General features: G+C 64.0%; 22 protein-coding genes. 9 read left to right on the plus strand and 13 right to left on the minus strand.

What is annotated here, in order from left to right:
• Positions 1-137 precede the first annotated feature (137 nt).
• From ON44_RS40915 to ON44_RS40940, 6 genes are all read right to left on the minus strand, one after another.
• Positions 138-1,838: a class I adenylate-forming enzyme family protein gene (locus ON44_RS40915; protein WP_051183152.1), complete on the minus strand. Its 1,701-nt coding sequence runs from the start codon at positions 1,836-1,838 to the stop codon at positions 138-140.
• Positions 1,835-3,064, minus strand: coding sequence for an acyl-CoA dehydrogenase family protein (locus tag ON44_RS40920; RefSeq protein ID WP_040700226.1), 1,230 nt, complete (start codon positions 3,062-3,064; stop codon positions 1,835-1,837). The genes ON44_RS40915 and ON44_RS40920 overlap by 4 nt, the downstream gene beginning before the upstream one ends.
• Before the next feature lie 6 nt (positions 3,065-3,070).
• Entirely contained in the window at positions 3,071-4,105 is a 1,035-nt protein-coding gene (locus ON44_RS40925) for a phosphotransferase family protein (RefSeq protein WP_040700228.1), read from the minus strand.
• The gene (locus ON44_RS40930; protein WP_218007762.1) at positions 4,105-4,917 is read right to left on the minus strand and encodes an SDR family NAD(P)-dependent oxidoreductase; all 813 of its coding nucleotides are present in this window, start codon (positions 4,915-4,917) and stop codon (positions 4,105-4,107) included. The genes ON44_RS40925 and ON44_RS40930 overlap by 1 nt, the downstream gene beginning before the upstream one ends.
• Positions 4,918-5,305: 388 nt before the next feature.
• Entirely contained in the window at positions 5,306-6,112 is an 807-nt protein-coding gene (locus ON44_RS40935) for an SDR family NAD(P)-dependent oxidoreductase (protein ID WP_218007763.1), read from the minus strand.
• Between the two features lie 319 nt (positions 6,113-6,431).
• The gene (locus ON44_RS40940) at positions 6,432-7,262 is read right to left on the minus strand and encodes a class II fructose-bisphosphate aldolase (protein WP_040700229.1); all 831 of its coding nucleotides are present in this window, start codon (positions 7,260-7,262) and stop codon (positions 6,432-6,434) included.
• Positions 7,263-7,415: 153 nt separating this feature from the next.
• Here ON44_RS40940 and ON44_RS40945 point away from each other — a divergent pair, with 153 nt between their 5' ends.
• The 8 genes from ON44_RS40945 (at position 7,416) to ON44_RS40980 (ending at position 16,056) form a co-directional block, all read left to right on the plus strand.
• Positions 7,416-8,798, plus strand: a complete 1,383-nt coding sequence (locus ON44_RS40945; RefSeq protein ID WP_083898485.1) for an FGGY-family carbohydrate kinase — start codon at positions 7,416-7,418, stop codon at positions 8,796-8,798.
• A complete protein-coding gene (locus ON44_RS40950; protein WP_040700231.1) occupies positions 8,795-9,580 on the plus strand; it encodes a DeoR/GlpR family DNA-binding transcription regulator in 786 nt (261 codons plus the stop codon). The genes ON44_RS40945 and ON44_RS40950 overlap by 4 nt, the downstream gene beginning before the upstream one ends.
• Positions 9,577-10,563, plus strand: a complete 987-nt coding sequence (gene pfkB / locus ON44_RS40955) for a 1-phosphofructokinase (RefSeq protein WP_051183155.1) — start codon at positions 9,577-9,579, stop codon at positions 10,561-10,563. The genes ON44_RS40950 and pfkB overlap by 4 nt, the downstream gene beginning before the upstream one ends.
• Before the next feature lie 28 nt (positions 10,564-10,591).
• The gene (locus ON44_RS40960; RefSeq protein WP_040700232.1) at positions 10,592-11,683 is read left to right on the plus strand and encodes an alcohol dehydrogenase catalytic domain-containing protein; all 1,092 of its coding nucleotides are present in this window, start codon (positions 10,592-10,594) and stop codon (positions 11,681-11,683) included.
• A gap of 61 nt (positions 11,684-11,744) precedes the next feature.
• On the plus strand, positions 11,745-13,100 hold the full coding sequence (locus ON44_RS40965) for an ABC transporter substrate-binding protein (protein ID WP_051183157.1): 1,356 nt from the start codon (positions 11,745-11,747) through the stop codon (positions 13,098-13,100).
• Positions 13,097-14,050 carry a carbohydrate ABC transporter permease gene (locus ON44_RS40970; protein ID WP_040700234.1) on the plus strand — a complete coding sequence of 318 codons (954 nt, stop codon included), beginning with the start codon at positions 13,097-13,099 and terminating at the stop codon, positions 14,048-14,050. Before ON44_RS40965 ends, ON44_RS40970 begins: the two co-directional genes overlap by 4 nt.
• Entirely contained in the window at positions 14,050-14,934 is an 885-nt protein-coding gene (locus ON44_RS40975) for a carbohydrate ABC transporter permease (protein WP_040700236.1), read from the plus strand. Before ON44_RS40970 ends, ON44_RS40975 begins: the two co-directional genes overlap by 1 nt.
• Before the next feature lie 27 nt (positions 14,935-14,961).
• Positions 14,962-16,056 carry an ABC transporter ATP-binding protein gene (locus tag ON44_RS40980; RefSeq protein ID WP_040700238.1) on the plus strand — a complete coding sequence of 365 codons (1,095 nt, stop codon included), beginning with the start codon at positions 14,962-14,964 and terminating at the stop codon, positions 16,054-16,056.
• A gap of 77 nt (positions 16,057-16,133) precedes the next feature.
• Here ON44_RS40980 and ON44_RS40985 read toward each other — a convergent pair whose 3' ends face one another.
• Positions 16,134-16,739 carry a TetR/AcrR family transcriptional regulator gene (locus ON44_RS40985; protein ID WP_245567530.1) on the minus strand — a complete coding sequence of 202 codons (606 nt, stop codon included), beginning with the start codon at positions 16,737-16,739 and terminating at the stop codon, positions 16,134-16,136.
• 171 nt (positions 16,740-16,910) lie between these two features.
• Complete coding sequence (locus ON44_RS40990) at positions 16,911-17,096, minus strand: hypothetical protein (RefSeq protein ID WP_040700239.1); 186 nt, start codon at positions 17,094-17,096, stop codon at positions 16,911-16,913.
• Between the two features lie 355 nt (positions 17,097-17,451).
• Here ON44_RS40990 and ON44_RS40995 point away from each other — a divergent pair, with 355 nt between their 5' ends.
• Entirely contained in the window at positions 17,452-17,841 is a 390-nt protein-coding gene (locus ON44_RS40995; RefSeq protein WP_040700240.1) for a PPOX class F420-dependent oxidoreductase, read from the plus strand.
• Between the two features lie 446 nt (positions 17,842-18,287).
• Here ON44_RS40995 and fadD11 read toward each other — a convergent pair whose 3' ends face one another.
• The 5 genes from fadD11 to ON44_RS41020 all read right to left on the minus strand — a co-directional run.
• Positions 18,288-20,090: a fatty acid--CoA ligase FadD11 gene (gene fadD11 / locus ON44_RS41000; protein ID WP_040700242.1), complete on the minus strand. Its 1,803-nt coding sequence runs from the start codon at positions 20,088-20,090 to the stop codon at positions 18,288-18,290.
• Positions 20,087-20,953, minus strand: coding sequence for an alpha/beta hydrolase (locus ON44_RS41005; RefSeq protein WP_169338160.1), 867 nt, complete (start codon positions 20,951-20,953; stop codon positions 20,087-20,089). Before ON44_RS41005 ends, fadD11 begins: the two co-directional genes overlap by 4 nt.
• A 227-nt stretch (positions 20,954-21,180) precedes the next feature.
• On the minus strand, positions 21,181-22,056 hold the full coding sequence (locus tag ON44_RS41010) for a short-chain dehydrogenase/reductase (protein WP_051183161.1): 876 nt from the start codon (positions 22,054-22,056) through the stop codon (positions 21,181-21,183).
• Positions 22,056-23,519, minus strand: coding sequence for a flavin-containing monooxygenase (locus ON44_RS41015; protein ID WP_040700244.1), 1,464 nt, complete (start codon positions 23,517-23,519; stop codon positions 22,056-22,058). Before ON44_RS41015 ends, ON44_RS41010 begins: the two co-directional genes overlap by 1 nt.
• 2 nt (positions 23,520-23,521) lie before the next feature.
• A partial coding sequence (locus ON44_RS41020; protein WP_040700245.1) for an aldehyde dehydrogenase family protein occupies positions 23,522-24,178 on the minus strand: 657 nt, incomplete at its 5' end.

Raw genomic sequence — 24,178 nt, forward strand, 5'->3', positions numbered from 1 at the left:
GGAGCGAATCCCCGCTGAGCAGTGCCGAACCCTTCAGACCGCTACAAGTGCGGGATCTGCCGAGGTTGCCGGCCGAAGGGGGAAGTGCCCCTCACCCCCGCGACGGGGCGATCCGCCCTGAGCATTCGGTGCGGCGGTCACGCATCATGGGGGGCACCAGCACTGCCGTCGGTCCGGGGCAACAATTCGTCACGCAACTCCTTGCGCCGGATCTTTCCGGTCTGGGTCTTTGGGAGGTCGTCGACGATAATGATCTGGCTAGGGCATTTGTAGGCTGCCAGGCGTTCGCGCAGAAACCCGACCAGTTCTGCTTCATCGACGACATGCCCCGCTTCGAGGGACACGAACGCGACGACAGTCTCACCACGATACGGGTCGGGCTTCCCGACTACCGCCGACTCATGTACGGCGGCGTGCTCGTATAGGGCGTCTTCGACTTCACGCGGCCAGACCTTGAATCCGGAGACATTGATCTGGTCTTTGAGCCGATCGACCAGATACACCCAACCATCGGAATCCATGATCGCTCCGTCCCCGGTGCGCAGCCGACCGCCCGGCATTGTCCGTTCGGTGGCCTCCTGGTTGCGCCAATACCCCGCTGCCACGCTCAGCCCGGTGAGTTCGAGTTCACCTTGGTCACCCGGTTCCATCTCCGAACCGTCGGCAGCGACGATCCGCGCCATCAAGCCCGGGAGGGGGACGCCGACGGACAGGGTGTTACTGGACCGATCCAAGGGCGCGGTGGAACCACGGGGGACCGCAATGACCGCCGAAGCTGTCTCGGTCATGCCATAGACGTTGTGGATGTAGTGACCGAATCGTGCTTCGAATCGTTCGACCGTTGCCGGCGGGATGGGCGCGCCACCGGAGTACAGGAGTTTGACGTGAGCGAAGTGCTCACGGGTGGCGCTGGGATCGGCTGCCAGCGCGTTGAAGGCAGTAATCGAACCTATGGTGAAGGTCACCTTGTGTTCGTGGAGCGTCTCCAGAATTACCGAGGGGTGGAAACGGTTGGCCAGTGACAAGGTCGTGTCATGGATCAACGCCATCGTCGCATTGATAACTGCGCCAGTGATGTGGAAGAGCGGCGCGATTCCCAGTACGACATCGCCCGGACCCAGGTCGACCCATGCGCCGAAGTTCGCGGCGGCCGTCAGAACGTTGCGGTGGCTGTTCTCGGCCCCCTTGGGTGCGCCGGTCGTGCCCGATGTGTAGGTCAGCAGAGCCAGGTCCCCGGGGCTCACCTGCACGGGGCGCGGATGCTCCCCGAGATGGGGGCTCGTGGCATCAGTCCAGTCGTCAACGCCGTTCGGTAGGGCTGTGCGAGCGCCTGGCGCGAAGACCCTGGGATCCGAACGTGACTGGAACTCTCTCCCGGAGGTGCTGAGCATCCATCGCACGCTGCTGTCTCGTGCAGTCTCACTCACATCGTCAGCGTCCGAATCGTCGGTGACGATCGCGCATACCTCAGCGTCGTCCACCAGGTGCCGGAGCTCGCGGCGGCGATACATGGGGTTCACCAGGACCACTGCCGCGCCCGTCTTCCATGCCGCCAGCATGGTGATCGCGAATTGCGGCACATTCTGGAGCCGGACCGCGATCCGGTCACCGAGAGACACCCCTCGACGCTGGAACTCGACCGCCAATGCGTCGGACCAGGCGTCGACCTCGGCGGCGCTCAGTGACCCGTCAAAGTATCGGATCGCCGACCTCATCGGTCTATTCGAGACCCGGTTGCGCCAGGCGGTTACAAGTGACTGCTGGTCGGCGAGGGCTGGTGGTTCCAGGCTGATACCTGGGGGATAGAGCGCGGCCCACGGCACCGCCCCCGTGCTCATCGTGTGGTCCGTGAAGGCGCCGTCATCACATAGGGCGGGACCCGCTGGAGCTCCTGCCGTGCCACAGTGCGCCGGTGAACCGCGTCGGGTCCGTCGACGATGCGTAACACTCGAGCCCACGCGTAGAAGTAGGCGAGAGGCGTGTCGTCGGATACTCCCATAGCGCCGTGGACCTCGATGGCGCGGTCGATCACCGCGAGGGCCGTGGCCGGGGCGGCGACCTTGATCGAGGCGATCTCAGTGCGAGCATCTTTGGCGCCGTAGCGGTCGATCAGCCACGCGGTCTTCTGGACCAGCAGTCTGGTTTGGTCGATCTCGATACGTGACTGTGCGATGAGATCCTGGACATTGGCGTGTTCCGACAGCGGCTTTCCGAAGGCAAAGCGGGAGTGAGCACGAGTCACCATGAGAGAAAGGGCTCGCTCGGCCATCCCGATCACCCGCATGGCGTGGTGGATTCGGCCAGGGCCCAGGCGGGCCTGAGAGATGAGAAATCCGTCGCCTTCATTCGCTAGCAGGTTGGCAGCCGGGACGCGTACGTCGTCGAAGATGAGTTCCGAGTGGCCATGCTGATCCTGGTAGCCGAAGATCGGCAGGTGGCGCTCGATGGTCAGTCCCGGCGTGTTTCGAGGGACCAAGATCATGGACTGTTGACGGTGCGGCTCGGCGTCGGGATGCGTTTTGCCCATCACGACGAACACCTGGCAGCGTTCGTCGGCGGCCCCCGATATCCACCACTTGCGGCCGTTGATGACGTATTCGTCGGCATCGCGCGTGATGCGGGTGGTGATATTCGTGGCATCGGAGGATGCGACATCCGGTTCGGTCATCGCGATGGCGGAGCGCATCGTGCCCGCGAGCAGCGGCTCGAGCCAGCGCTCGCGCTGTTCGGGAGTGGCGAAGCGCTCGAGGGTCTCCATATTGCCGGTGTCCGGAGCCTGGCAGTTGATCGCCTCGGGCGCGATGACTGGGGACCAGCCGGAGATCTCGGCGACCATTGCGTACTCGAGATTGCTCAACCCGGACAACTGGGGGAGGAAGAGGTTCCACAGGCCGCGGGTTCGCGCCTCGGCCTTTAGTTCTTCCATGATCGGCGGGTACGTGTGCTCGCCGTTTATCCGCAAGTGCTCGGCCCACACCTGCTCGGCGGGGAATACGTGGGAGCGCATGAAGTCCCACATGTTCTCGCAGGTTTCCTGCGCTTTGGTCGACGGTTCGAAATCCACTGTGTGTCAATCCTTCTGGTTCATGAGGTTAAGGCCGTTGGCGGCGATCCTGGCCACCTCGGGTTCGAGATCGCCGAAGTCCTGCCCGGCCATGGCGCCTACTGCCACGCGAGCGGCGATGCCTTGGGTGATCACGGCGAACTTGTAGTGCGCGAAGGCTTCGTAGAAGGCCAGCTGGTCGGGATGGGACCCGGTGTCGCGAACGTATCGTTCGACGAGGTGGTCTCTCCTGGGAAATCCGCTGGTGCGACTGATCGCCGGTGTTACGACCGGCGCGGGTTCGTCGGCATGGCGCCAGTAGAACAGGAGCATTCCGAAATCGGCGAGTGGGTCGCCGAGTGTGGCCAGCTCCCAGTCGAGCACTGCCGCGATGCGGCCCGGATCGGTGGGGGCGAAGATGCAGTTGTCGACCCTGTAGTCGCCGTGCACGACTGTCTCTCGCTGTGTGGACGGCACTCGATCGGCGAGCCTGCTCGCAAGCCTGTCTACATCCTGAATGTCGACGGTACGAGACCGCTCCCACTGGCTGTGCCACCGCTCGAGTTGTCGCACCATGAATCCGGATGGGCGTCCGAAGCCGGACAAGCCCACCGCTTCGGGGTCCACATTGTGTAGGGCGACGAGCGTGTCGATGAGGGCATCGGTCATCCGGGTTGGAGCCTCGACCCCGTTGTACTCCACTGGTCGCACGTCAGTGATGACGTGTCCGGGGATATCTCCCATCACGTAGAACGGCGTGCCGAAGAGCGAACCGTCGGGATCGCTCGCGATGATTGGCGCTACCGGCACGGCAGTCGTCGCCAACGACGCCTGTATGCGTGCTTCACGTCCCATGTCGTGTGCGCTCGGGAGGAGCGAGCCGGTCGGCGGACGTCTCAACACCAGCGAGCCAGCCGGTCCGGTGAGCCGGAATGTCAGGTTCGACTTCCCGCCGGTGATCAGCTGGGTAGTGAACTGCTTCCATCGGTCGTCTCCGGTGGCCTCGCAGAGCGCCTGTCCCACCACTCGGGGTGGGACGAGGAGGTCGGTGTCGTACTGCATCAGTGCCCGGACATTCCACCGTCGACCGCCAGGGTCGATCCAGTGATGTAGTTCGAAGCGGCACTCGCGAGGAAGACGATGGCGGCGTCGAGCTCGCGCTGTAGCCCCATACGCTTCAGGGGAGTTGACTGGTCGATGAATGCTTTCAGGGGACCAGGCGGAACCGATGCGGTGAGCTCGGACTCGAAGTATCCCGGCGCGACGGCGTTGACGCGAATCCCCTTGCGACCTGCCCACTGCTGCGAGAGGTCCCGGGTCAGGCCGAGCACCGCCGCCTTACTCGATGCGTACGCCGCCTGGGGCGCGTAGGACTTGATCAGCCCAAGCACACTGGCGATGTTGATGATCGATGAGCCAGGTTGCATGACGCGCGCCGCGGCCTGAGACATCCAATACGTGCCGAAGACGTTGACTTCGTACACGGACCTGAAGTCGTCCGGTATCTCCCTCGTGGCCGGTACGGCGGTGCCGATGCCCGCATTGTTGACCAGGATGTCGAGCCGCCCGAATGCGGCCGTGGTGTCGAACGCCACTCGTGCGCATTGCTCTGGATCGGTCACGTCTACCTGGACCGCCAGTACACGACGGCCGTGCGCCTCGATCGCGACACGCACGTCGTCGAGAAGGTCCATACGGCGCGCTGCGAGTACGACGTCTGCCCCCGCACCGACCAATGCCTTGGCGAACCCGGCTCCCAAGCCTGAACTCGCGCCCGTCACGACGGCGACCCTGCCTTCCAAAGAAAAAACGGACAGGAACGACGGCAGCTCTGCGATGTGGGGCGCTGATTCGCGGTCAGCTTCTGGGAACATGGCCGTACGATACATCTCGACCGACTGTGCGGTCGAGTGATTGATCGACAACCTTGGAGTTGCCGATCCGCACTGCCCCCTCGCGGGCTCATGTGGGCGAGAATATCTTTCCCTTTGGAAAGAAAGATCTAGTCTCTAGAATGTTGATTAACATGCCGCGATGCCAGCCTCGCTTCGCCGGGCGTCGGCCCGGCACAGTGGGGGTCGGATTCGAGCTCCACCCGACGGCAGAACTCACGAGGAGCGGACCAGGGCCCAGGAAAACTCGGTGTACTGCGACCTTTATGCGGGAACGCATGATCACATCCCGCAGGGCCGCGTTCAAGAGACTCGTGAGCGCGCCTTGGTGAGCGCATCGCCGAATGCCCGATAGGGGATGGGCAGTTGGTCAGTTCGGGCGGGCCATGCGGGCGTGTTTGGCTGCTTTGATCCGCTCGGGCAGGAAGCGGTTGCGGAACACGGTGAACTTGGTGGCGCGGTCGCCGCCGACGACGGCGTCTTTGCCTGCGAAGAGCGCGTCGACGCCTTGTCGGGCGACGAGGCGTTTGTCGTTTTTCCAGCTGTTGTCGCCGAAGCGGGTATTGCCCATGCCGGCGTTGGCGTGGAAGTCACTGTCGGTGGCACCGGGCAGTAAGGCGGTGACCGTGACGCCGTGTTCGAGGACTTCGGCGCGGAGCGCTTCGGCGAACATGTAGACGAACGCTCGTGAGGGACCGTAGGTGGTCTCGTACGGAGTGGGAAGTGTGGCGGAGACCGAGGAGGTCATCAGGATGCGGCCCCGGCGACGCGGGATCATGTCTACCACGACTCGCTTCGCCAGGTGCACAACGGATTTGATGTTGAGGTCGATGAGGTTGAGGTCGTCGGCGAGGTCGATGTCGGCGAAGGCGCCGCCGATTCCGATGCCGGCGTTCAGGACCGCGACCTCGAGCGGTCGGCCGAGAGCGGTGGTCTGCTTCCATAGCCGTTCGACGTCGTCGTAGTTGGCGAGGTCGGCCCGCACGGGGTGTGCTTCAACGCCCAGTTGGCGCAGTTCGTCGGCAACGCCGTCGGTGCGGTCGCTGCGGCCGGTGACGACGAGGTCGCATCCGCGCTGGGCGAGTTCACGGGCGATCTCCAGTCCGATGCCCGCGGAAGCGCCGGTGACCAGTGCCAGAGGGCGGGGCGAGACGCTGGAGTTGTGTGCTGAGGTCAATCGGTCCTCCTGGGTTGTGATTGTCAGGTTCGGCCTGTCTATGTGGCTGCGGCCTGGGTGGAGTGGAGTGGTGCCTGTACACATTGTTCACTTCATTGCTGAAGTGGATGGCGGCAATATTCAGTTCATTGATGAAGCGTCGCGGTGGCGCCGCGTGCCATCCGACTTGTAGCGGAGTGGGCGTTTTCGGAGTCTTGGTGATCACGCTGGAGGGGTCTGTGAGCCCAGGATGGGCCGCAGCGGGTGGTCGTGTTGTGCGGACACTTGCAGCCGAACATCGTTGATGGCCTTGAGATTTCCGCTACACCCGCGTATGTGTTCATGCGATTGTGCCAGTGATCCTTGCCACCGTGTCCGCTATGGCGGCTCGGGCGGGGGTGAGGTATTTGCGTGGGTCGATAATTGCCGTGTCTTCGAGGCTGGATCTGACGGCGGCGGTGTATGCGACATTGAGTATGGTGCCGACGTTGATTTTGGTGATGCCAGCGGTGACGGCCTTGCGCAGGTCGTTGTCGGCGACTCCGGACGAGCCGTGCAGTACCAGCGGCACCGGGACCACTTCACGTAGTTTGCTGATGAGATCGAAGTCCGGGGTGGCGGTGCGGGTCGCCATCGCATGTGAGGTGCCGACTGCGACTGCCAGGGCGTCTACACCGGTCGCTGCGACGAAGGTGGCAGCTTCATCCGGGTCGGTACGCACCCCTGGGGCGTGCGCGCCGTCTTTGCCGCCGACTTCGCCGAGTTCGGCCTCGAGAAATAATCCGCGTCTGTGGGCCCAGTCGGCGGCGGCTCTGGTTGCGGCGACGTTGGCGTCGTAGTCGAGTGTGGATGCGTCGAACATTATCGAGGTCACGGCTGTATCTGTGCTGGCGTGCAGCAACTTCTCGTCTTCGATGTGGTCGAGGTGAATCGCCACATCGACCTCCGCGCGAGCGGCAACGGCGGAGGTCGCGGCCACGATCGGCTCCAGCTGTCCGTGATGGAACTTCACGGCGTTCTCGCTGATCTGCAGGATGATCGGTGCGGACGCGCGTTCGGCGCCGGTGACGATCGCCTCCGCGTGCTCGAGCGTGATGACGTTGAAAGCGGCGATGCCTGATCCTGCGCGGTACGCGGCCGCGACCAGCTCCGCGGTGCGGACGAGTGGCATGAGTGATCCTCCACAGATTCGGTTTGGTCCCGTGATCGTCGGCAGCGTGTCTTCTCGGTGAAATCCAGCGGCAACCTACTTGACAGGGTTCCAACAAAACGCAACTATATCCATTGAAATGCAAGTGGGCAAGGTCACATCTAGGGGTCCGTGATGAGTCGCAGCAGGTTTTTCATCGGACTGGACGTGGGAACGACGACCAGCAAGGCTGTCGTGTTCACCGAGTCCGGCGAGGCGGTCGCTTCCGGGCGGGCTGACACTCCATGGACGCTGACTGCGCTCGGGACGGAGCTCGATCCTCGTTTGCTGTTGATTTCGGCACTCGACGCGGTCGCAGCTGCGCTGGCGTTTTGTCCGGATGGCGAGATCGCCGGCCTGGGTGTCGCCGGCTTCGCCGAATCCGGCGTCCTTCTCGATCGGCACGGAGAACCTGTTGCGCCGGTGATCGCCTGGCACGACACTCGTGACACCGCTGAGCTCGCGGATCTCGGTAAACTCGTTGCGCCGCAGGAGTTCTCGGCGACAACCGGGTTGCCGCTCCGCCAGCAGTGGTCGCTGACCAAACACCGTTGGCTTGTCGACAACGTACCTGGGACACGGAACGCAGTGCGTCGGCTCAACGTTGCCGAATGGATAGTTCGGGGACTCGGCGGTGACGAGGCGACCGAACAGTCGTTGGCATCGCGCACCGGCTGGCTGCGGCTGGCTGATCGGACGTGGTGGACCGACACGCTGGAGTGGTCGGGAGCGACCGAGCGCCTGATGCCGCCGTTGGTGACGGCTGGAACATCGCTGGGGCGGGTGCGGGCGGAGATCGGGCCGGACCGATTGTCCGGCGCGGCACTGACCGTTGCCGGCCACGATCACCAGGCGGCCGCGATCGGGGCTGGGGCAGGCCGCACCGGCGACGAATTGGACTCGTGCGGAACTGCGGAGGCGCTGGTGCGCACCGTGGCGCCGGAACTACCGTCTCAGGTGGTCGCCGACCTCGCCGATGCCGGGATAACCACCGGCTGGCACGCGGCGGCCGATCACTGGTGTCTGCTTGGTGCCACCCAAGGTGGTTTGGCTCTGCAGCGGGTTCTCGCCATGCTCGGAAGAACCCGCGCCGATCTGCCCGAACTCGATGCTGCGGCGATGGCGCTCACAAAAACGGCCGTGCGGGTTCACGCGCCGGCGTTCGGCAAGATCGACATCCTCGGTGTGGGCGACGGCGACGGCCCGGAGCACATTTGGCGCGCCGCCCTGGAAGCCGTCACGAATCAGGTGGCAATCATCCACGACGCGATGAGCGAGCTGAGTGGTCCACACCGTCGCCTCGTCGCTACCGGCGGATGGTCTCGTAGTGAGGCGTTCATCGAGGCCAGACGTCGACGCTTCGGTCACGTCGAGCGCCCCGAGGTGACCGAAGCCGGCTCTCGCGGCGCGGCTCTGCTGGCCGGAATTGCAGCAGGCCACCACGCGCATCCGGCTGGTGGTCCACTTGCCTTCGAACTCGACAGTCCGCAAACCGCTATCTCGGAGAACCACCTGTGACCACCAGCGACAACACCCGCACCCCCTATGCCGACGAGCGCAAACAGCACATCCTCAACGTCTTGCGTAGCCGGGGACGGATCGAAGCGAACGACGTCGCCGACAGTCTCGGTGTCACCGGTGAGACGATCCGCAAAGATCTGATCCAGCTCGAACGCCAAGGGCTCCTGCGTCGTGTGCACGGCGGCGCGGTGCCGATGCAGTACCTGTCGTTCGAGCCCGCAGTCGTAAGTCGCACCGAGTTCATGTCGGAAAAGGCGCGGATCGCTCGGGCCGCGTTGGCACATGTTCCCGCCCAAGGATCGGTGTTGATCGACGCCGGCTCGACCACCGCGCAGCTCGTCGAACAGTTCCCTGGTGATCGCGAACTCACCGTATACACCAACACCTTGCCGGTCGCGCTGTCACTGCTGACACGTCCGCTGCTGACCGTCTTCACCCTCGGCGGGAGGTTGCGGAGCAAAACGCTCGCCGAAGTCGATGACTGGGCCGCACGGTCACTGGCCGAAATCAACGTCGACGTCGCGTTTCTCGGCACCAACGGAATCTCCCTGATGCGCGGGCTGACGACTCCGGATCCGGCGGAGGCCGCGATCAAACGGCTCATGCTGGCCTGTGCTCAGCGTCGGATCCTGCTCGCCGATCACAGCAAAGTCGGCATTGTCAGCGGCACCAAGCACGGCGACCTGACCGACGTCGACCTATTGATCACCGACACCGGACTGACCGACGCGCAACTGGCCGAGCTGACCGAGACCGGAATGAGCGTGGAGCGAACATGATCGTGACCGTTACCCCCAACCCCAGCGTTGACCGGACGGTATTCCTGGACACCCTCGTCATCGGTTCGGTCAACCGGAGCCGCCGCAGCTGGAGCGAACCCAGTGGAAAGGGCGTCAATGTCGCCCTCGCGCTGCACGCTCACGGTGAGGCGGTACGCGCCATCGTCACCGTCGGCGGCTCGGTCGGCGCGCAGCTACAGCAGATGCTGGCGACCGTCGAACTCGACACCGTCGCGGTCCCGATCGCCGGTGAAATCCGCAGCAATATCAGCCTGACTCGCGCGGACGGCACGGTGACGAAAGTCAACGAAATGGGTCCGGTGATCAGCAGCGATGAGGTCGCCGACCTGCTAGCTGCCGTGGCCACCAATGTCGCGGACGCGTCGTGGCTGGTGTGTGGGGGTAGCCTGCCCTCCGGTGCGCCGGAGGATTTGTACGCGCGATTGGCACAGCTCGGCCGCGAGCGCGCGGTCCCGGTGGTCGTCGACAGCTCTGGACAATCGTTGGCGGCGAGCCTTCCAGGGCACCCCGATCTGATCAAACCCAACATCCACGAGCTTGCCGAATTGGTTGAGAGACCGCTGCACACTCTCGGTGAGATCGTCGATGCGGCCGAGGATGTGCGCGCCCGCGGTGCCGGTGCTGTCCTGGCCAGCCTCGGCGCGGACGGCGCTGTCTTGGTCGACAAGGAGGGCGCGCTACACGGCGAAGCGCCGGTCGAGAAGGTGGTCAGCACCGTCGGGGCAGGCGACGCGATGCTTGCTGGCTTTCTCGCCGGAAGCCGCTCCCGGCGGCATGCCATGACCACCGCGTTGACCTGGGGTGCCGCTGCGGTCCAGCACGAGGGCACCCTCTTCAGCCCACAGCCCCCAACCACTGGGTGCACCCTGCACGACCGGATCGACCGACGCAGGCGCCTGCGCGACGACGAACCCGCACCGACTGCGGCAGCAGTCGGCCCCGAGGTCCGCGCCGACGCCTGAACTCCGTCTCGACAAATAAGGAATTCATATGTCGAACACCATGCAGGCCATTGTGATTCACGGCCCAGGCGACTATCGGCTCGAGACCGTCCCGGTTCCTGTACCGGGTCCCGGCGAAGCACTGGTGCGGGTGCAGGCGGTCGGAATCTGCGCCAGTGATCTGAAGTGCTACCACGGCGCGCGGATGTATTGGGGAGACGGGCCGATCCCGCCGAACGTCGACCTCCAGGTCACGCCGGGACACGAATTCGTCGGAGAGATCGTCGAGATCGACGATCAGGGGCGCGAACGATGGGGTGTCGAGATCGGCGACCGGGTGGTATCCGAGCAGATCGTCCCGTGCTGGAAGTGCCGTTTCTGTCGACGTGGTCAGTACTGGATGTGCGCACCGCACCGGATTTACGGGTTCCGCCGAGTCACCAACGGTGCCATGGCCGAATACATGATCTATCCCGCCGACGCCATCGTGCACAAGGTCGCCAAGATCATTCCCGCCGCCCACGCCGCCTTCGCGGAACCGCTGTCCTGCGCGCTGCACGCGATCGAGCGCGCGCAGATTTCGTTCGGAGACGTTGTCGTGGTCGCCGGGTGCGGTCCGATAGGCCTCGGCATGATCGCCGGTGCCCGCGCCAAGAGTCCCGCCCATGTGGTGGCCCTCGACCTAACTCCGCACAAGCTCGACCTGGCTCGCGACTGCGGTGCCGATATCGTCGTGAATATCACCGAGCAGGATGCCGAATCCATCGTGCGCCCGCTGACCGATGGGTACGGCGCCGACGTCTATCTCGACGCGACCGGGCACCCATCGGCCGTACCGCAGGGCCTGAACATGCTGCGCAAGCTCGGTCGTTATGTGGAGTACGGAGTATTCGGTCGTGAGGTCTCGGTGGACTGGTCGATCATCAGCGACGTCAAGGAACTCGACGTCCTAGGTGCCCATCTCGGACCCTACTGCTGGCCGACCGCGATTGCGATGATCGAATCCGGTGCGCTGCCGATGGACCGAATCTGCAGCCACCAGTTGCCACTCGGCGAATTCCAGAAGGGCCTCGACCTCGTCGGCGCGGGCGACGAGTCGGTCAAGGTGACGCTCCTCCCGTCTGGAGGCGCCGATACGTGAACGCCGACTGCACACTCTGATACCACACCACGACTGCTCGTCACGAAAGCCGTTGTCCACCATGAAATCACCACTCACTGCCGTCGGAATCATAGGCATAGCAACAACACTGGCGCTAACCGGATGCGCCGGAGCCGGTTCGCTCGGCTCCAGCGGCGGACATACCGTGACCGTCGCGATGGTGTCCAACCTCCAGATGGAGGATGCCATCGAACTTGCCCCACTGTTCGAGGCGCAAAACCCCGGTATCCACCTGAAGTTCATCAGCCTCCCCGAAAATGAGGCACGCGCAAAGATCACCGCGTCGACAGCGACCGGCGGCGGCGAGTTCGACGTGGTGATGATCAGCAACTACGAGACCCCGCAGTGGGCCGAGAACGGCTGGCTCACCAACCTTTCGCCCTATATCGCCGCGACCAACGGCTACGACCGGGACGATTTCGTCCCGTCTATCCGGGACTCGCTGAGCTATCGCGGAGACATGTACTCAGTGCCGTTCTACGGCGAGTCGTCGTTCCTGATGTACCGCAAGGATCTCTTCGACCAGGCAGGAATCACGGTGCCGGCCAACCCCACCTGGGAACAGGTTGCAGGATGGGCCGAGCGGTTCGATGGTTCTGGCAAGGATATGACCGGGATCTGCTTGCGCGGCAAACCGGGCTGGGGCGAAGTGCTCGCCCCGCTCGACACTGTTATCAACACCTTTGGCGGACGCTGGTTCGACGAGAACTGGAATGCCCAACTCACCAGCCCGGAAGTGCGCCGCGCGGTGCAGTTCTACGTCGACTTGGTCCGCAAGCACGGTGAACCGGGAGCGGCGGCCAGCGGATTCAGCGAGTGCGCAACACAATTCGCGCAGGGACGCACCGCGATGTGGTACGACGCCACCTCTGCGGTCAATACCGTGGAAAGCCGCGAATCCAGCCGCGTAGTCGGCAAGGTCGGCTACGCGATGGCGCCGATGCAGCAGAAGCAGAATCCGGGCTGGCTCTATACCTGGTCGTTGGGTATCCCGGAGTCCAGTCATCAGAAGGATGCCGCGTGGATGTTCGTGTCCTGGATGACCGACAAGCGCTACATCGAGAAGGTCGGCAACGACCTGGGATGGGAACGCATACCGCCGGGCAGCCGGCTGTCGACCTACAACATCCCGCAATACCAGAGCATCAGCTCAGCCTACGGGCCGATCACGCTGGATGCGATCAACAATGCCGACTCCCAGCATCCCACTGTGCAGCCGGTGCCCTACACCGGCGTGCAGTTCCTGACCATTCCCGAATTCCAAGACCTCGGTACCCGGGTCAGCCAGCAGATCAGCGCCGCCATCGCGGGGCGGATCAGCGTGGACGATGCCCTCGCACAGGCCCAGCAATACGCCGAGGTGGTCGGCAAGACCTATCAGCAGGAGCAACGATGACCACGACCGCGATTGCCGACAGTTCGGTGACGTCGGCACCGAACCGGGTTGCCCGCAAGCCCGCACTCAGCCGTGCCGAAGGCTGGCGTCGCCGGGGCCCCCTGCTGCCCGCGCTGATCTTCATGATCGTTGTGACCCAGCTGCCTTTTCTATTCACCCTCTATTATTCGCTGCTGTCGTGGAATCTGGTTCGCCCAGGTTCGCGAAAGTTCAACTGGTTCAACAACTATGCCGACGTATTCCAGGACAATCAGTTCCGATCGGTCACCTTGAACACCGTGCTCTTGATCGTCGGCACCGTGATCATCTCGGTCGTTCTGGGACTCTTGCTCGCGTTGCTGCTGGACCGCAAATTCCGCGGCCGTGGCATCGTGCGGACCCTGTTGATCACACCGTTTCTGGTCACCCCCGTCGCAGCCGCACTGGTGTGGAAAACGTCCATGCTCGACCCGGTCTTCGGGATCGTCAACTGGGTCCTACACCCGTTCGGCGTTCATCAGATCGACTGGGTCAGTCGGTATCCCCTCGCTGCGGTGATGACCGATCTGGTCTGGCAGTGGACACCGTTCATGATGCTGCTCATCCTCGCCGGGCTGCAATCGATGCCACGCGACATCATCGAAGCCGGGCGTGTCGACGGCGCCGGGACCGTGCAGTTGTTCCGCGAGATCACCCTGCCCCACCTGCGCCGCTTCATCGAACTCGGCGCGGTTCTTGGTGCGATATATCTGGTCAACACCTTCGACGCCGTCTACATGATGACCCAGGGCGGGCCAGGCACCGACAGTTCGAATCTGCCCTTCTACATCTATCAGCGCGCGTTCCTCGGGTTCGACATCGGCCAGGCGGCCGCGATGGGTGTCGTTACCGTCGCCGCCACCATCGTCGTGTCGACTCTGGCACTTCGACTCATATTCACCAGCTTCACCGGAAAAGAAGAGGCCGCCTGATGAGCACTGCATCAACCCGCTCCGGTGCTGTCGAGGTATCGACCGGAGAGCGCGCGGTAACGCCGCCGCCGCGCAAACGCCGCAATTTCAGCCTGTGGGGGTTCGTCGCCTGGATCGCCGGGCTGGGATTCTTCTTCCCCGTGTTGTGGATGGTTCTGACCGCGTTCAAGCAGGAAACCGACGCCTACACCGACCCACCGAAGCTGCTGTTCACGCCTACTCTGGATCAGTTTCGGGCCGTTTTCGACAGTGGACTCGGCACCGCCTTGCTCAATTCGCTTGGCGCGACGTTACTTTCCACTGCGCTGGTGCTGTTGCTCGGCGTGCCCGCCGCGTTCGCGCTCTCGCTGCGGCCGGTCAAGGGAACCAGGGACGCGCTGTTCTTCTTCATGAGCACGAAAATGTTGCCCGTCGTGGCCGCCATCGTGCCGTTGTATGTGCTGATCAGCGACATCGGCCTGCTCGACAATATTTGGGTCCTCGTCATTATCTACACCGCCATGAACCTGCCGATCGCGGTGTGGATGATGCGATCGTTCTTCCTCGAGGTTCCGAAGGAACTGCTCGAGGCGGCCGAATTGGACGGTGCTGGCACGTGGACCTCGGTACGACAAGTGATCTTGCCGATCGTTTCCCCCGGCATCGCCGCGACCGCACTGATCTGCGTCATCTTCGCGTGGAACGAGTTCTTTTTCGCGGTCAACCTGACCGCCGTTCGCGCGCAAACGGTTCCGGTGTTCCTCGTCGGCTTCATCACCGGCGAAGGCCTGTACTGGGCGCGCTTGTCCGCCGCGGCCACCCTGGCCGCGCTCCCAGTCGTCCTCGCCGGATGGTTCGCACAGAACAAACTCGTGCGCGGACTGTCCTTCGGCGCCATCAAGTAATCCCCACCACGCTTCGAGGAGCATCCCATGGCCACCATCGACTACAAGCAGGCCTCCTGCGTCTATGAAGGCGCCGACACGCTCGCCGTAGACAGCCTCGACCTCGCGATCGAAGACGGCGAATTCGTCGTGCTCGTGGGCCCTTCCGGCTCGGGCAAGAGCACCGCGCTGCGGATGCTCGCCGGATTGGAAGACATCGACTCCGGCAACATCGCCATCAACGGGAAGGATATGCGTGGCGTCGCGCCGAAGGACCGCGACATTGCGATGGTCTTCCAGAATTATGCGCTCTACCCGAACAAGACCGTGGCCGAGAACTTGGGGTTTGCCCTCAAAATGCGCGGAATCGGGATCGAGGAACGCAAGAAGCGAGTCACCGAAGCCGCTCGCATGCTCGACCTCACCGACTATCTCGACCGCAAGCCCGCCAAACTGTCTGGCGGACAACGCCAACGCGTGGCGATGGGGCGCGCGATTGTCCGCGAGCCGCAGGTTTTCTGCATGGACGAGCCACTGTCCAACCTGGACGCGAAGCTGCGGGTACAGACCCGCACCCAAATCGCCGCGCTGCAGCGACGCCTGGGCGCCACCACGGTCTACGTTACGCACGACCAAGTCGAGGCGATGACTATGGGCGACCGGGTTGCAGTGTTGAAAAACGGTGTTCTGCAACAGTTTTCGTCACCCGCTGACCTTTACGACGAGCCGGTCAACGCGTTCGTCGCCGGATTCATCGGATCGCCCGCGATGAACCTGATCACCGCACCTCTCACCCCCAACGGTGTACAGATCGGGCCGCAGCAGCTCGAGATCGAACGCAGTCGGCTAAGCGCGCTGGCGGCCCTCGGTCTGGATACTGTTACCGTCGGAATCCGTCCCGAGCACCTCGAAGTGCGCAGGGACGGCAGCGATGGCATCCACGCCACCGTCGACCTCGTCGAGGAACTCGGCAGCGAATCCTTCGTCTATACCCACGTCGGTGAGGGCCCCAATGCTGTCGAACTGGTCGCCCGCGCCGCCGGACGCGCCTCCGCCCGGCTCGGCCACGCCGTGGAACTCCACCGAGGATCCGGACCCGTGCACCTGTTCCACCCGGTCAGCGGCGACCGTATCGATAGCTGACTCGCGGTGCCACTGACCGGCCCCGACTCATAGCGTCACTTCGTCGGATATCGAGAGAGGCGATCGAGCCCACGGCCTCAACGATCTCGGCACTCGGCATTTCCGATCCGGGATGAGCCAGCGAGCATCATCTGCTCGATGACCTGGGCCGCGTGCTCGGCAAGTCGCTCTCGATCGACCGTAGGTCCCGCACTGATTCCTCGTCGATAGAGAAAGGCGAGCGCGCCGAAGATTGCCGCCGCGTTGAGACTGGCGTCGGTCATGTCGTTTTCGTTGCCCGCGGTTTCGTGTGCACTGTCCGGTGTCGCGATCAGCCTGACGAATTGCTCGATCAGTGCTAGCGCGCGGGTCGCCAGCACCGGTGAAACCTGCGATTCGATGAATATGATCCGGCCCCGTCGCAGATCGCTCATCACAAAGCCGGTGAATACGTTAACTCCGTGCCGAACCAGATCCGGTTGGGACATCCTGGCGCTCGCCAGTGCGGACAGCAGCGCACCACGCGCGTCGAGCACAACGGTGTCCAACACGGTGACCATGAGCTGGTCGAGGTTGGTGAAGCTTTCGTAGAAGTACCTCTCGGTCAGCTCGGCCTCGCGGCAGACGCTGCGCATCGAAATACCCGCGACGCCAGCCACTCCCATCAATTCGGTACCGGCATCGATCAGCCGTGCACGCCGCAAGGCAACGCGCTCGGCCGACGATATCCCTCGCCATCTGCGTCCTCCGAACTCCGACCCGTCCGACACCTCGTCCCTGACTCCGTCCACTATTCGAATCCGGTTACGACTACGACGCCGACCAGACCTGAGCCTCGCTATCCGACCGGGGTCGATGTCATGGTTGAGCTCAGTTCACCTGGCTCGCATCCTCGCCCAATACTTCTTGCGCAACTCGCGCTCGAGGATGTTGCCCAAGTCGGTGGCCCAGCCGAGTCCTGACGCGGCCAGCTGCTCGGGCGTACGAAACAGCTTCATGGCACCGGACAGGAGGAACACCGCGGCCAAGACGCCCGCGATTGCCCGCCGGGTGATGTGCATGCGCTTTTTTCGCTCTCTGCTAACTGTTCAAGGTTGTAGTGAATATATCATTGGGTACTTCATAGTAAAAGTGGGTATCGAGTTGTTAGACTTCATTATTGAAGTTATAGTGCCTGCTGTGGGTGATCTGGAAGCCGGGTCTGCGCGGGAGGCACGGTCGGGGCCGAGGAGCAGCGCCTAGGGTGCCGGGCACATCCTGCGTGCCAATGCGCGCCGCGTCCGGCGACTGAGGTTCGGAACGATGCGACCTGGCGCGACTGGATTGGTATCTGTACACGAAGCGCGACAAAGTAGCTCGTCGTCAACGCCTGAGGGCGAGGGGCATCCGCCAAGGGTTGTACCGAAGGGAAACAGAATGAATTTTGCCGAGGTCGTAACCGCCGAGAACATCCTTTTGACCACCTTTACCAAGGACGGCCGCCCCAAGCCGACGCCCGTATGGGCGGCGTACGACGGCGATCGCCTGCTGATCGTGACCGACGAAGCTTCGTGGAAGGCCAAGCGGATCCGGAACACCGCGCGCGTCACGGTGGCCGCGTGCGACTTGCGGGGAAATCCGAAGTCCGACGCTGTCGAAGCGGTCGCAACGATTCTCGACAAGTCCGATGCCGTACGGATCGCTCGGGCGGTGAATGCACGTCAAGGCCTGATGGGCCTGATGTTCACCATGTACTCCAGGCTGCGTGGAGTTGCCGACAAATACGTTCCGATCGAGATCAAGGCCTCGGTGCCCGCCCAGCAGTGACCTGCTGATCTTGGATATCAATGCAAGGTATTCGCTACGTCGTCGGTGCGCAGGACCGGGGTTCTGCAGCTGGATGCGGCCCGGCTCAGCACGGCCTTCGCGATGGGTGCCGGTTCGGAGGTGCAGGCGGAGTTTCTCCTTACGCGGAAATCGATTACGCGATGTGCGTCCGGCGAACCGGCCTGGACGTGGCGACCGCGCGATCGGCCGAAGCCGGGCTGCGGAACAGTGCCGAGTGAGTAACCGACCCGAGGTGGAACGACGGCCCGTGACGGGGTTTCGCTACGCCGATCATGCGGAGGTCGAAGGCGAGGCGCGAGCCTGATTGGTTGTCGGCGCGCTCGCCTGCGCTCGCCTCGGTCTTGCCCAGCTCGCGACACGCCCGCGATCCGCCATCTGAGCGCGGCACAGCGCTGTCATGTCCAACCGGGCCGGATGGACCGCGGTCAGACCGGTTCGTGTATCTCGAAACCGGTTGGGTTGTTGTACATTTCGGCGATTTCGGTGACGTATTTGTCCGTGATGATTCGGCGTTTGAGTTTCATTGTCAGGGTCACTTCGTCTCCGCCGGGCTCCCAGAATGTCGGCAGGATTCGGAATCGTTTGACCTGCTCCACTCGGGACAGCTTGGTATTGCCCGCGGCGACGCCTGCCGCGATCTGTCGGATGATTTCGGTGTCGGCCGCCAGCGCTGCGGCCGAGGTGTCGGGCAGGTTGTGCGCTGCGGCGTACGGGGCAGAGCTCTCGGCGTCGAGCACGATCAGCGCGGTGTTGTAGGCCTGCCCGTCGCCGATCACCGCGATGGCGCCGATCAGCGGCGTCGAGGCTTGGATGGCGTTCTCGATATTGGTCGGCGACATGTTCTTGCCGGCGCCGTTGATGATCATTTCCTTCTTGCGGTCGATGATCCGCAGGAATCCGTCGTCATCGATGGTGACGATATCGCCGGTGCACAACCACCCTTCTGCGTCGACCGCTTCGGCGGTCTTGTCAGGTTCACCGCGATAGCCCTTCATCACCAGCGGGCCGTGGATGTACAGTTCGCCGTCGGCGGCGAGTTTTGCCTTCATACCGGGCAGCACCCTGCCGACGGTGCCCAGTTTGGCCTCGTCTGGATGGGTGACACTGCAGATGCAGGTCAGTTCGGACATACCCCAGATCTCGGCGATCGGAATGCCGAGCCCGGCAAAGAATCCCAGGGTCTCGGGTGGAATCGGCGCGGCACCGGACATCGCCCACCGGATCCGGTCGAAGCCGAGCTTGGCGCGCAGCTTCGACAGGACCATTTCGTCGGCCTTCGCCCATTCGGCCGCCACCGTGTCCGGCACTGGTTCGCCCGCGAGTTGATGTGCGCTGCGCTTGGCGGCTACCCCCAGTGCCCACTGCATGCCCTGGCGGCGGGCTTGGTCTGGCTCGTTCGCGACGACGAATTCGATTGCCGCCTTCAGCTTTTCCCAAACGCGGGGTACCGCGCCCCAGATCGTCGGCCGCAGCTCGGCCAACGCGGGTGCGATTTGCTTGGCATCGGCGACACAGGTCACCTGGGTGCCGAAGACTTCCTGCAAGTAGAGCGCGGTGAGCCGGTCGGCGATGTGTGCGGTCGGCATATAGGAGGTGATGGTGTCGCCGAACCGGATCCCGAGAATCTCTTCGACCGCATATGCCTCGAACATCAGGTTGGCGTGAGTCGTTTCGACGCCCTTGGGGTTTCCCGTAGTGCCGGACGTGTATATCAGCGTCGCGATGTCATCGGACCGCACACCTCGCCACGCCGTCTCGAAGTCGAAGTCCGCCCTACCCGCGGCCAGCAGCTCAGGTACGGACAGAGTCCCGATAGGTGCATCGTCCACGCACACGATGTGGTCCAGATCGACTCCGCTCGTCCTGAGTCGATCGACGTACTGCGGTTCGCACAGCACCACCCGCGCGCCCGCGTTGTTCAGCACGTGGGCGAGCTGTTCGGTGGACAGGGTGTTGTACACCGAGAACGAGGTGGCGCCGAGGTGTTGTGCGCCGACTTCCAAGGGGTAGAACTCGATTCGGTTCGACATCATCAGCGCGACCGTGTCGCCGCGCCGCACTCCGAGCGCTTGCAAGCCTGCCGCGACCAGCCGGACCTGGGTGGCGTACTCCCGCCACGTCATGGTGTGCTCGTCGCCGGGCGTGCGTAGTGCGATGGCGTCGGCGTCGATGGTCGCGGTGTGCTGGAAGGCCGCACACAATGTGTCGAAACGTGGGCTGGTCGTCATGAGAGTCTTTCGGTCCGTGTGGTCGCGTCGAGGATGTCGGAGACGAAGCGGGCTGCCGCGCGGTAGGCCGTCCGCGCCTCCGGGACGAGTGCGGGTAGTGCGTGGAAGACGTGCATCTGGTCCGGCCATACCTCCAGTTCGCATACTGCGCCCGCCGCACGCAGGCGCTCGGCGAGTGCGATCGCGTCTGCGGCGAAAAGTTCGCTGTCGCTGGTGTGGATCAGCGTCGGCGGCAAGGACGTTCCAGGGGCAGGCCGTAGTTCGAGCCGGTCGGTGGTGAAGTGCGCGATCGCCGCGGTCGCGACCGGGACCGAAATGATGCCGTCCTGGTCGGCGGCTTCGTGGCTGGCCGCGATTTCGAGGCTGAGATCGGTCATGGGTGAGAACAGCAGCAGCGCGGCAGGTGCCGCACTTCGGTTGCGCGCGTTGGTGATCGCGAGATCGGCGGCCAGGTAGCCGCCCGCCGAGTCGCCCGCGACGACGATATGTTTCGCCGGGTATCTGGCGCGCAGCCAGCGATAGGCGCGGGCGACGTCGTGCGGAGCGGCGGGGAAGGGATGTTCGGGAGCCAGTCGGTAATCCACAGCGAACACCGGCAATCGGGTGGCTGTCGACAGCCGGGAGGTCACTCCGCGGTAGGAAAGCACCGAGCCGGCGATGAAGCCACCGCCGTGCACGTAGAGGATGATCGCATCGGTGCGGCTCGCTTTCGGACCGTGTACCCACTCACCGCGAACCGCGCCGTCGACAATCGGTTCGATGGTGGTGTCGCGCAATACCGGCGCGAGCGATCGCATGGTCCGATCGATGACGACCCGGGCGAACGGCAGCGTATTCGGGCTGACCGGCGTGAGCTCCGCCAAACGGCGGACGGTCAGCGCTGACACGTGCCGCAGCGCCCGGGCGCGAAAAGACCCGCGCACGGGGTCGGGCGCATCCGATCTCGACCGGAGGAGAACTGTTCTGACGGTTCCGAGTCCGGCAAGGGCCACCGCGGCCGCGATCGCAGCACGACTCGCGTTATGACGGATGCTGAGCTGGGTGACAACTCGATCGTCATCGTGGTTCGCCCGCGGCCCCTGGCTGTCCGTCACTGTGTGCTCTCCAGTCTTCGGATCAGCCGGGCGACTCGTGAGTCGTGGGCGAGTCGGTGATCCAGCGCGATATTCGCGTTGCCGCGCAGCAGCGCGTACGGCTCCCATCCGGTGGGTGCGATGGTTCGGGCGGCCCGGCGCTCGATGCCGTCGGCGATCACGCGCGCGGCTTCGGACGCGGTGATGCGGACGTTGAGCGGCCAGGGCAGCAGCCCGTCGAGTTCACGCCCGAGATCGTCGCGATCGAGTGTCGCGTGGGTCATTTCCGTGTCGACGATGCCGAAGTAGGAGACGCCCGCGGTGGCGCCGTACGGGGCGAGTTCCACGCGCAGTGCCCGCCCGAGTTGTTCTACGCCCGCCTTACTGATCATGTAGGGGGCACCGCCCATGCCGGGCGCGAACGCGGCGCACGAGGAGATGACCGCGACATGTCCACGCGCCGCGACGATATGGTCGAGCGCGGGATGGACGGTGTTGAATACCCCGGTCAGGTTGATATCGATGACGCGATCGAAATCGCGTCCGGCCATGGTGCGCAGCGTTGCCGGTGCGGGTACGACCCCCGCGTTGGCGACCACGACGTCGAGTCGGCCGAAGTGTTCGATGGTGCGGGTGATCGCCTTCGCCATGCCTTCGCGGTCCGCTACGTTCGCACCGATAGCCAGTGACCGGCTCCCGAGTGCCGTCGCCGCGGACTGGGCGCCGATGTCGTCGATGTCGATGATCGCGATCGAGGCGCCGCGCCGATGCAGGATGGTGGTCAGGTCACGGCCGATGCCTTGGGCCGCGCCGGTGATGAGCACGGTCTTACCGTCCACGTCGTAGTGTGGGTCGGTGATCCGACGGAGCGGGTTGAGCTGTCCGATATCCATCAGGCGCTCACCTCGTAGGAGTCGGCGTCGAATCGGTTGGTGCGGCGGCGGTACTCGAAGCTCCAGTTGGGATACAGGCCGGCGTTGCGGCCATCCGGAGTTTGGTAGTACCCGGTGCAGCCACCGGTGACCCAGACCGTTTGCGCGCTGCGCCGGTCCATCTCGTCCAGAAAGGCGTCCTGGACCTGCGGCTTCACCTCCACGCGGCGTGCGCCGATGGTGCGCACCGTGGTCAGGGCATCCACGATGTAGGCGATCTGCGATTCGATCATGAAGATGGCGGACTGGTTGCCTGCGGCGCCGAACGGTCCGAGGGTGCAGAAGAAGTTCGGGAATCCGGCGAGGGTGGCGCCGAGATAGCTTTGCGGCTGCTTGCGATAGAGTTCGGCCATCGACACCCCGTCGCGGCCGGTGAATCTTTCGAAAGCGCTTGGGATCGAGGTGAATCCGGTGCCGTAGATAATCGTGTCGACCGCGCGTTCGGTGCCGTCGCGCAGCACGATCGAGTGCGGCCGCACTTCGGCGATGCCGTCGGTGACGACCTCGACATTAGGCTTGTCCAGCGCGGGGAGATAGGTGTCGGAGAATATCGCGCGCTTGCAGCCGATCATGTAGTCCGGGGTGAGTGTGCGGCGCAGCCGCGGATCTCGGACTTGTCGCCGTAACTGCAGCCTGCCGAGCATTTCATAGGGGTGCCGGAATCGTTTGTCGACGAATCCGACCAGGCCGAACCCCTCGATGGCAGTAAACCAGCTGCCGCGAATCAGCTTGCCCGCCATGGGGATCTGGCGAAGCAACAGACGCTCCAGGCCGCGGGTTCGCCGGTCCATGCGGGGCACGATCCACGGCGCCGACCGCTGGAATAGCACGAGTTCGGCGACCTTCGGCTGGATTTCGGGTACGAACTGCACTGCCGAGGCGCCGGTGCCGATTACCGCGACCCGCTTGCCGGTGAGGTCGTAGTCGTGGTCCCAGTGCAGCGAATGGAAAGCCTTGCCCGCGAAGGTGTCCAGGCCGGGCAGCGCCGGATACTTGGCCTCGGCGAACAGGCCTGTCGCGGAGATGAGGAAGTCGGCTGTGAGCGCACCTCGGTTGGTGTCGATGCGCCAGCGCGACGCCTGCTCGTCCCAGCGTGCGTCGAGCAGTTCTGCACTGAACCGAATATGGTGCAGTACATCGTGTTTCGTCGCCACCGAGCGGATGTACTCGAGGATCTCGGCCTGCTTGCCGTACTTGCGTGACCAGTTCGGATTCGGCGCGAATGAATAGCTGTACAGCTGCGACGGTACGTCACAGGCGCAGCCGGGGTAGGTGTTGGCCTGCCAGGTGCCACCGAGGTCGTCGGCACGCTCCAGGATGACCAGATCGTCGAATCCGGCTTGCCGCAACTTGATAGCCAGGCCGATGCCGCCGATGCCGGCGCCGACGATCGCGATCTGTCGGTGTTCGATCGAGGTAGCCATCGCTAGCGGGCCCTTCCGTGCAGTACCGAGACCAAACCGTCGACTATCGCGTCGACAGTTGTGCCGCGGGTGAAGGTGGTCAGTGCCAGTGGCGAGGAAAAGCGTTGGCGCGTGGTCGCTTTGGCGTAGGTGAATTCCTTGAGACCATCGGGGCCGTGCACCCGGCCGAAGCCGGAACCGCCGACACCGCCGAGCGGTAGCATCGGTATGGTCGCGTGCGCGACGAAGGCATTGATCGAGACACCGCCCGCGCGGATCCGGTCGGCGATGGTTTGGCCGTTGTGGCGGGAGAAAACGGTGCCGCCGAGTCCGTAGGCGCTCGCGTTGACGCGCGCGATGGCATCGTCCATATCGGCCACTTTGGTGACCGTCAGTGTCGGGCCGAAGGTTTCCTCGGTGACGGCCATGGCGTTCTCGGGGACGTCGACCAGGATCGTCGGCTGGACGAATCGGCCGTCGATCGCGTCCGCGCCGCCGAGCAGGGCCCGCGCGCCGCGGTCGAGCGCGTCTTCGATGTGCCCGCGGATGATACCGAGTTGCTTCGGCATAGTGATCGGGCCGATTTTCCCGCTCGAGCCCGCGCGCACAGCAGCGGCGAGTGTGACCAGCTTCGCGACGAATTCGTCGTAGACAGCCGCGTGCACGTAGACACGCTCCAC

The organism is Nocardia vinacea NBRC 16497, assembly GCF_000308835.1.
Lineage (GTDB): Bacteria > Actinomycetota > Actinomycetes > Mycobacteriales > Mycobacteriaceae > Nocardia > Nocardia vinacea.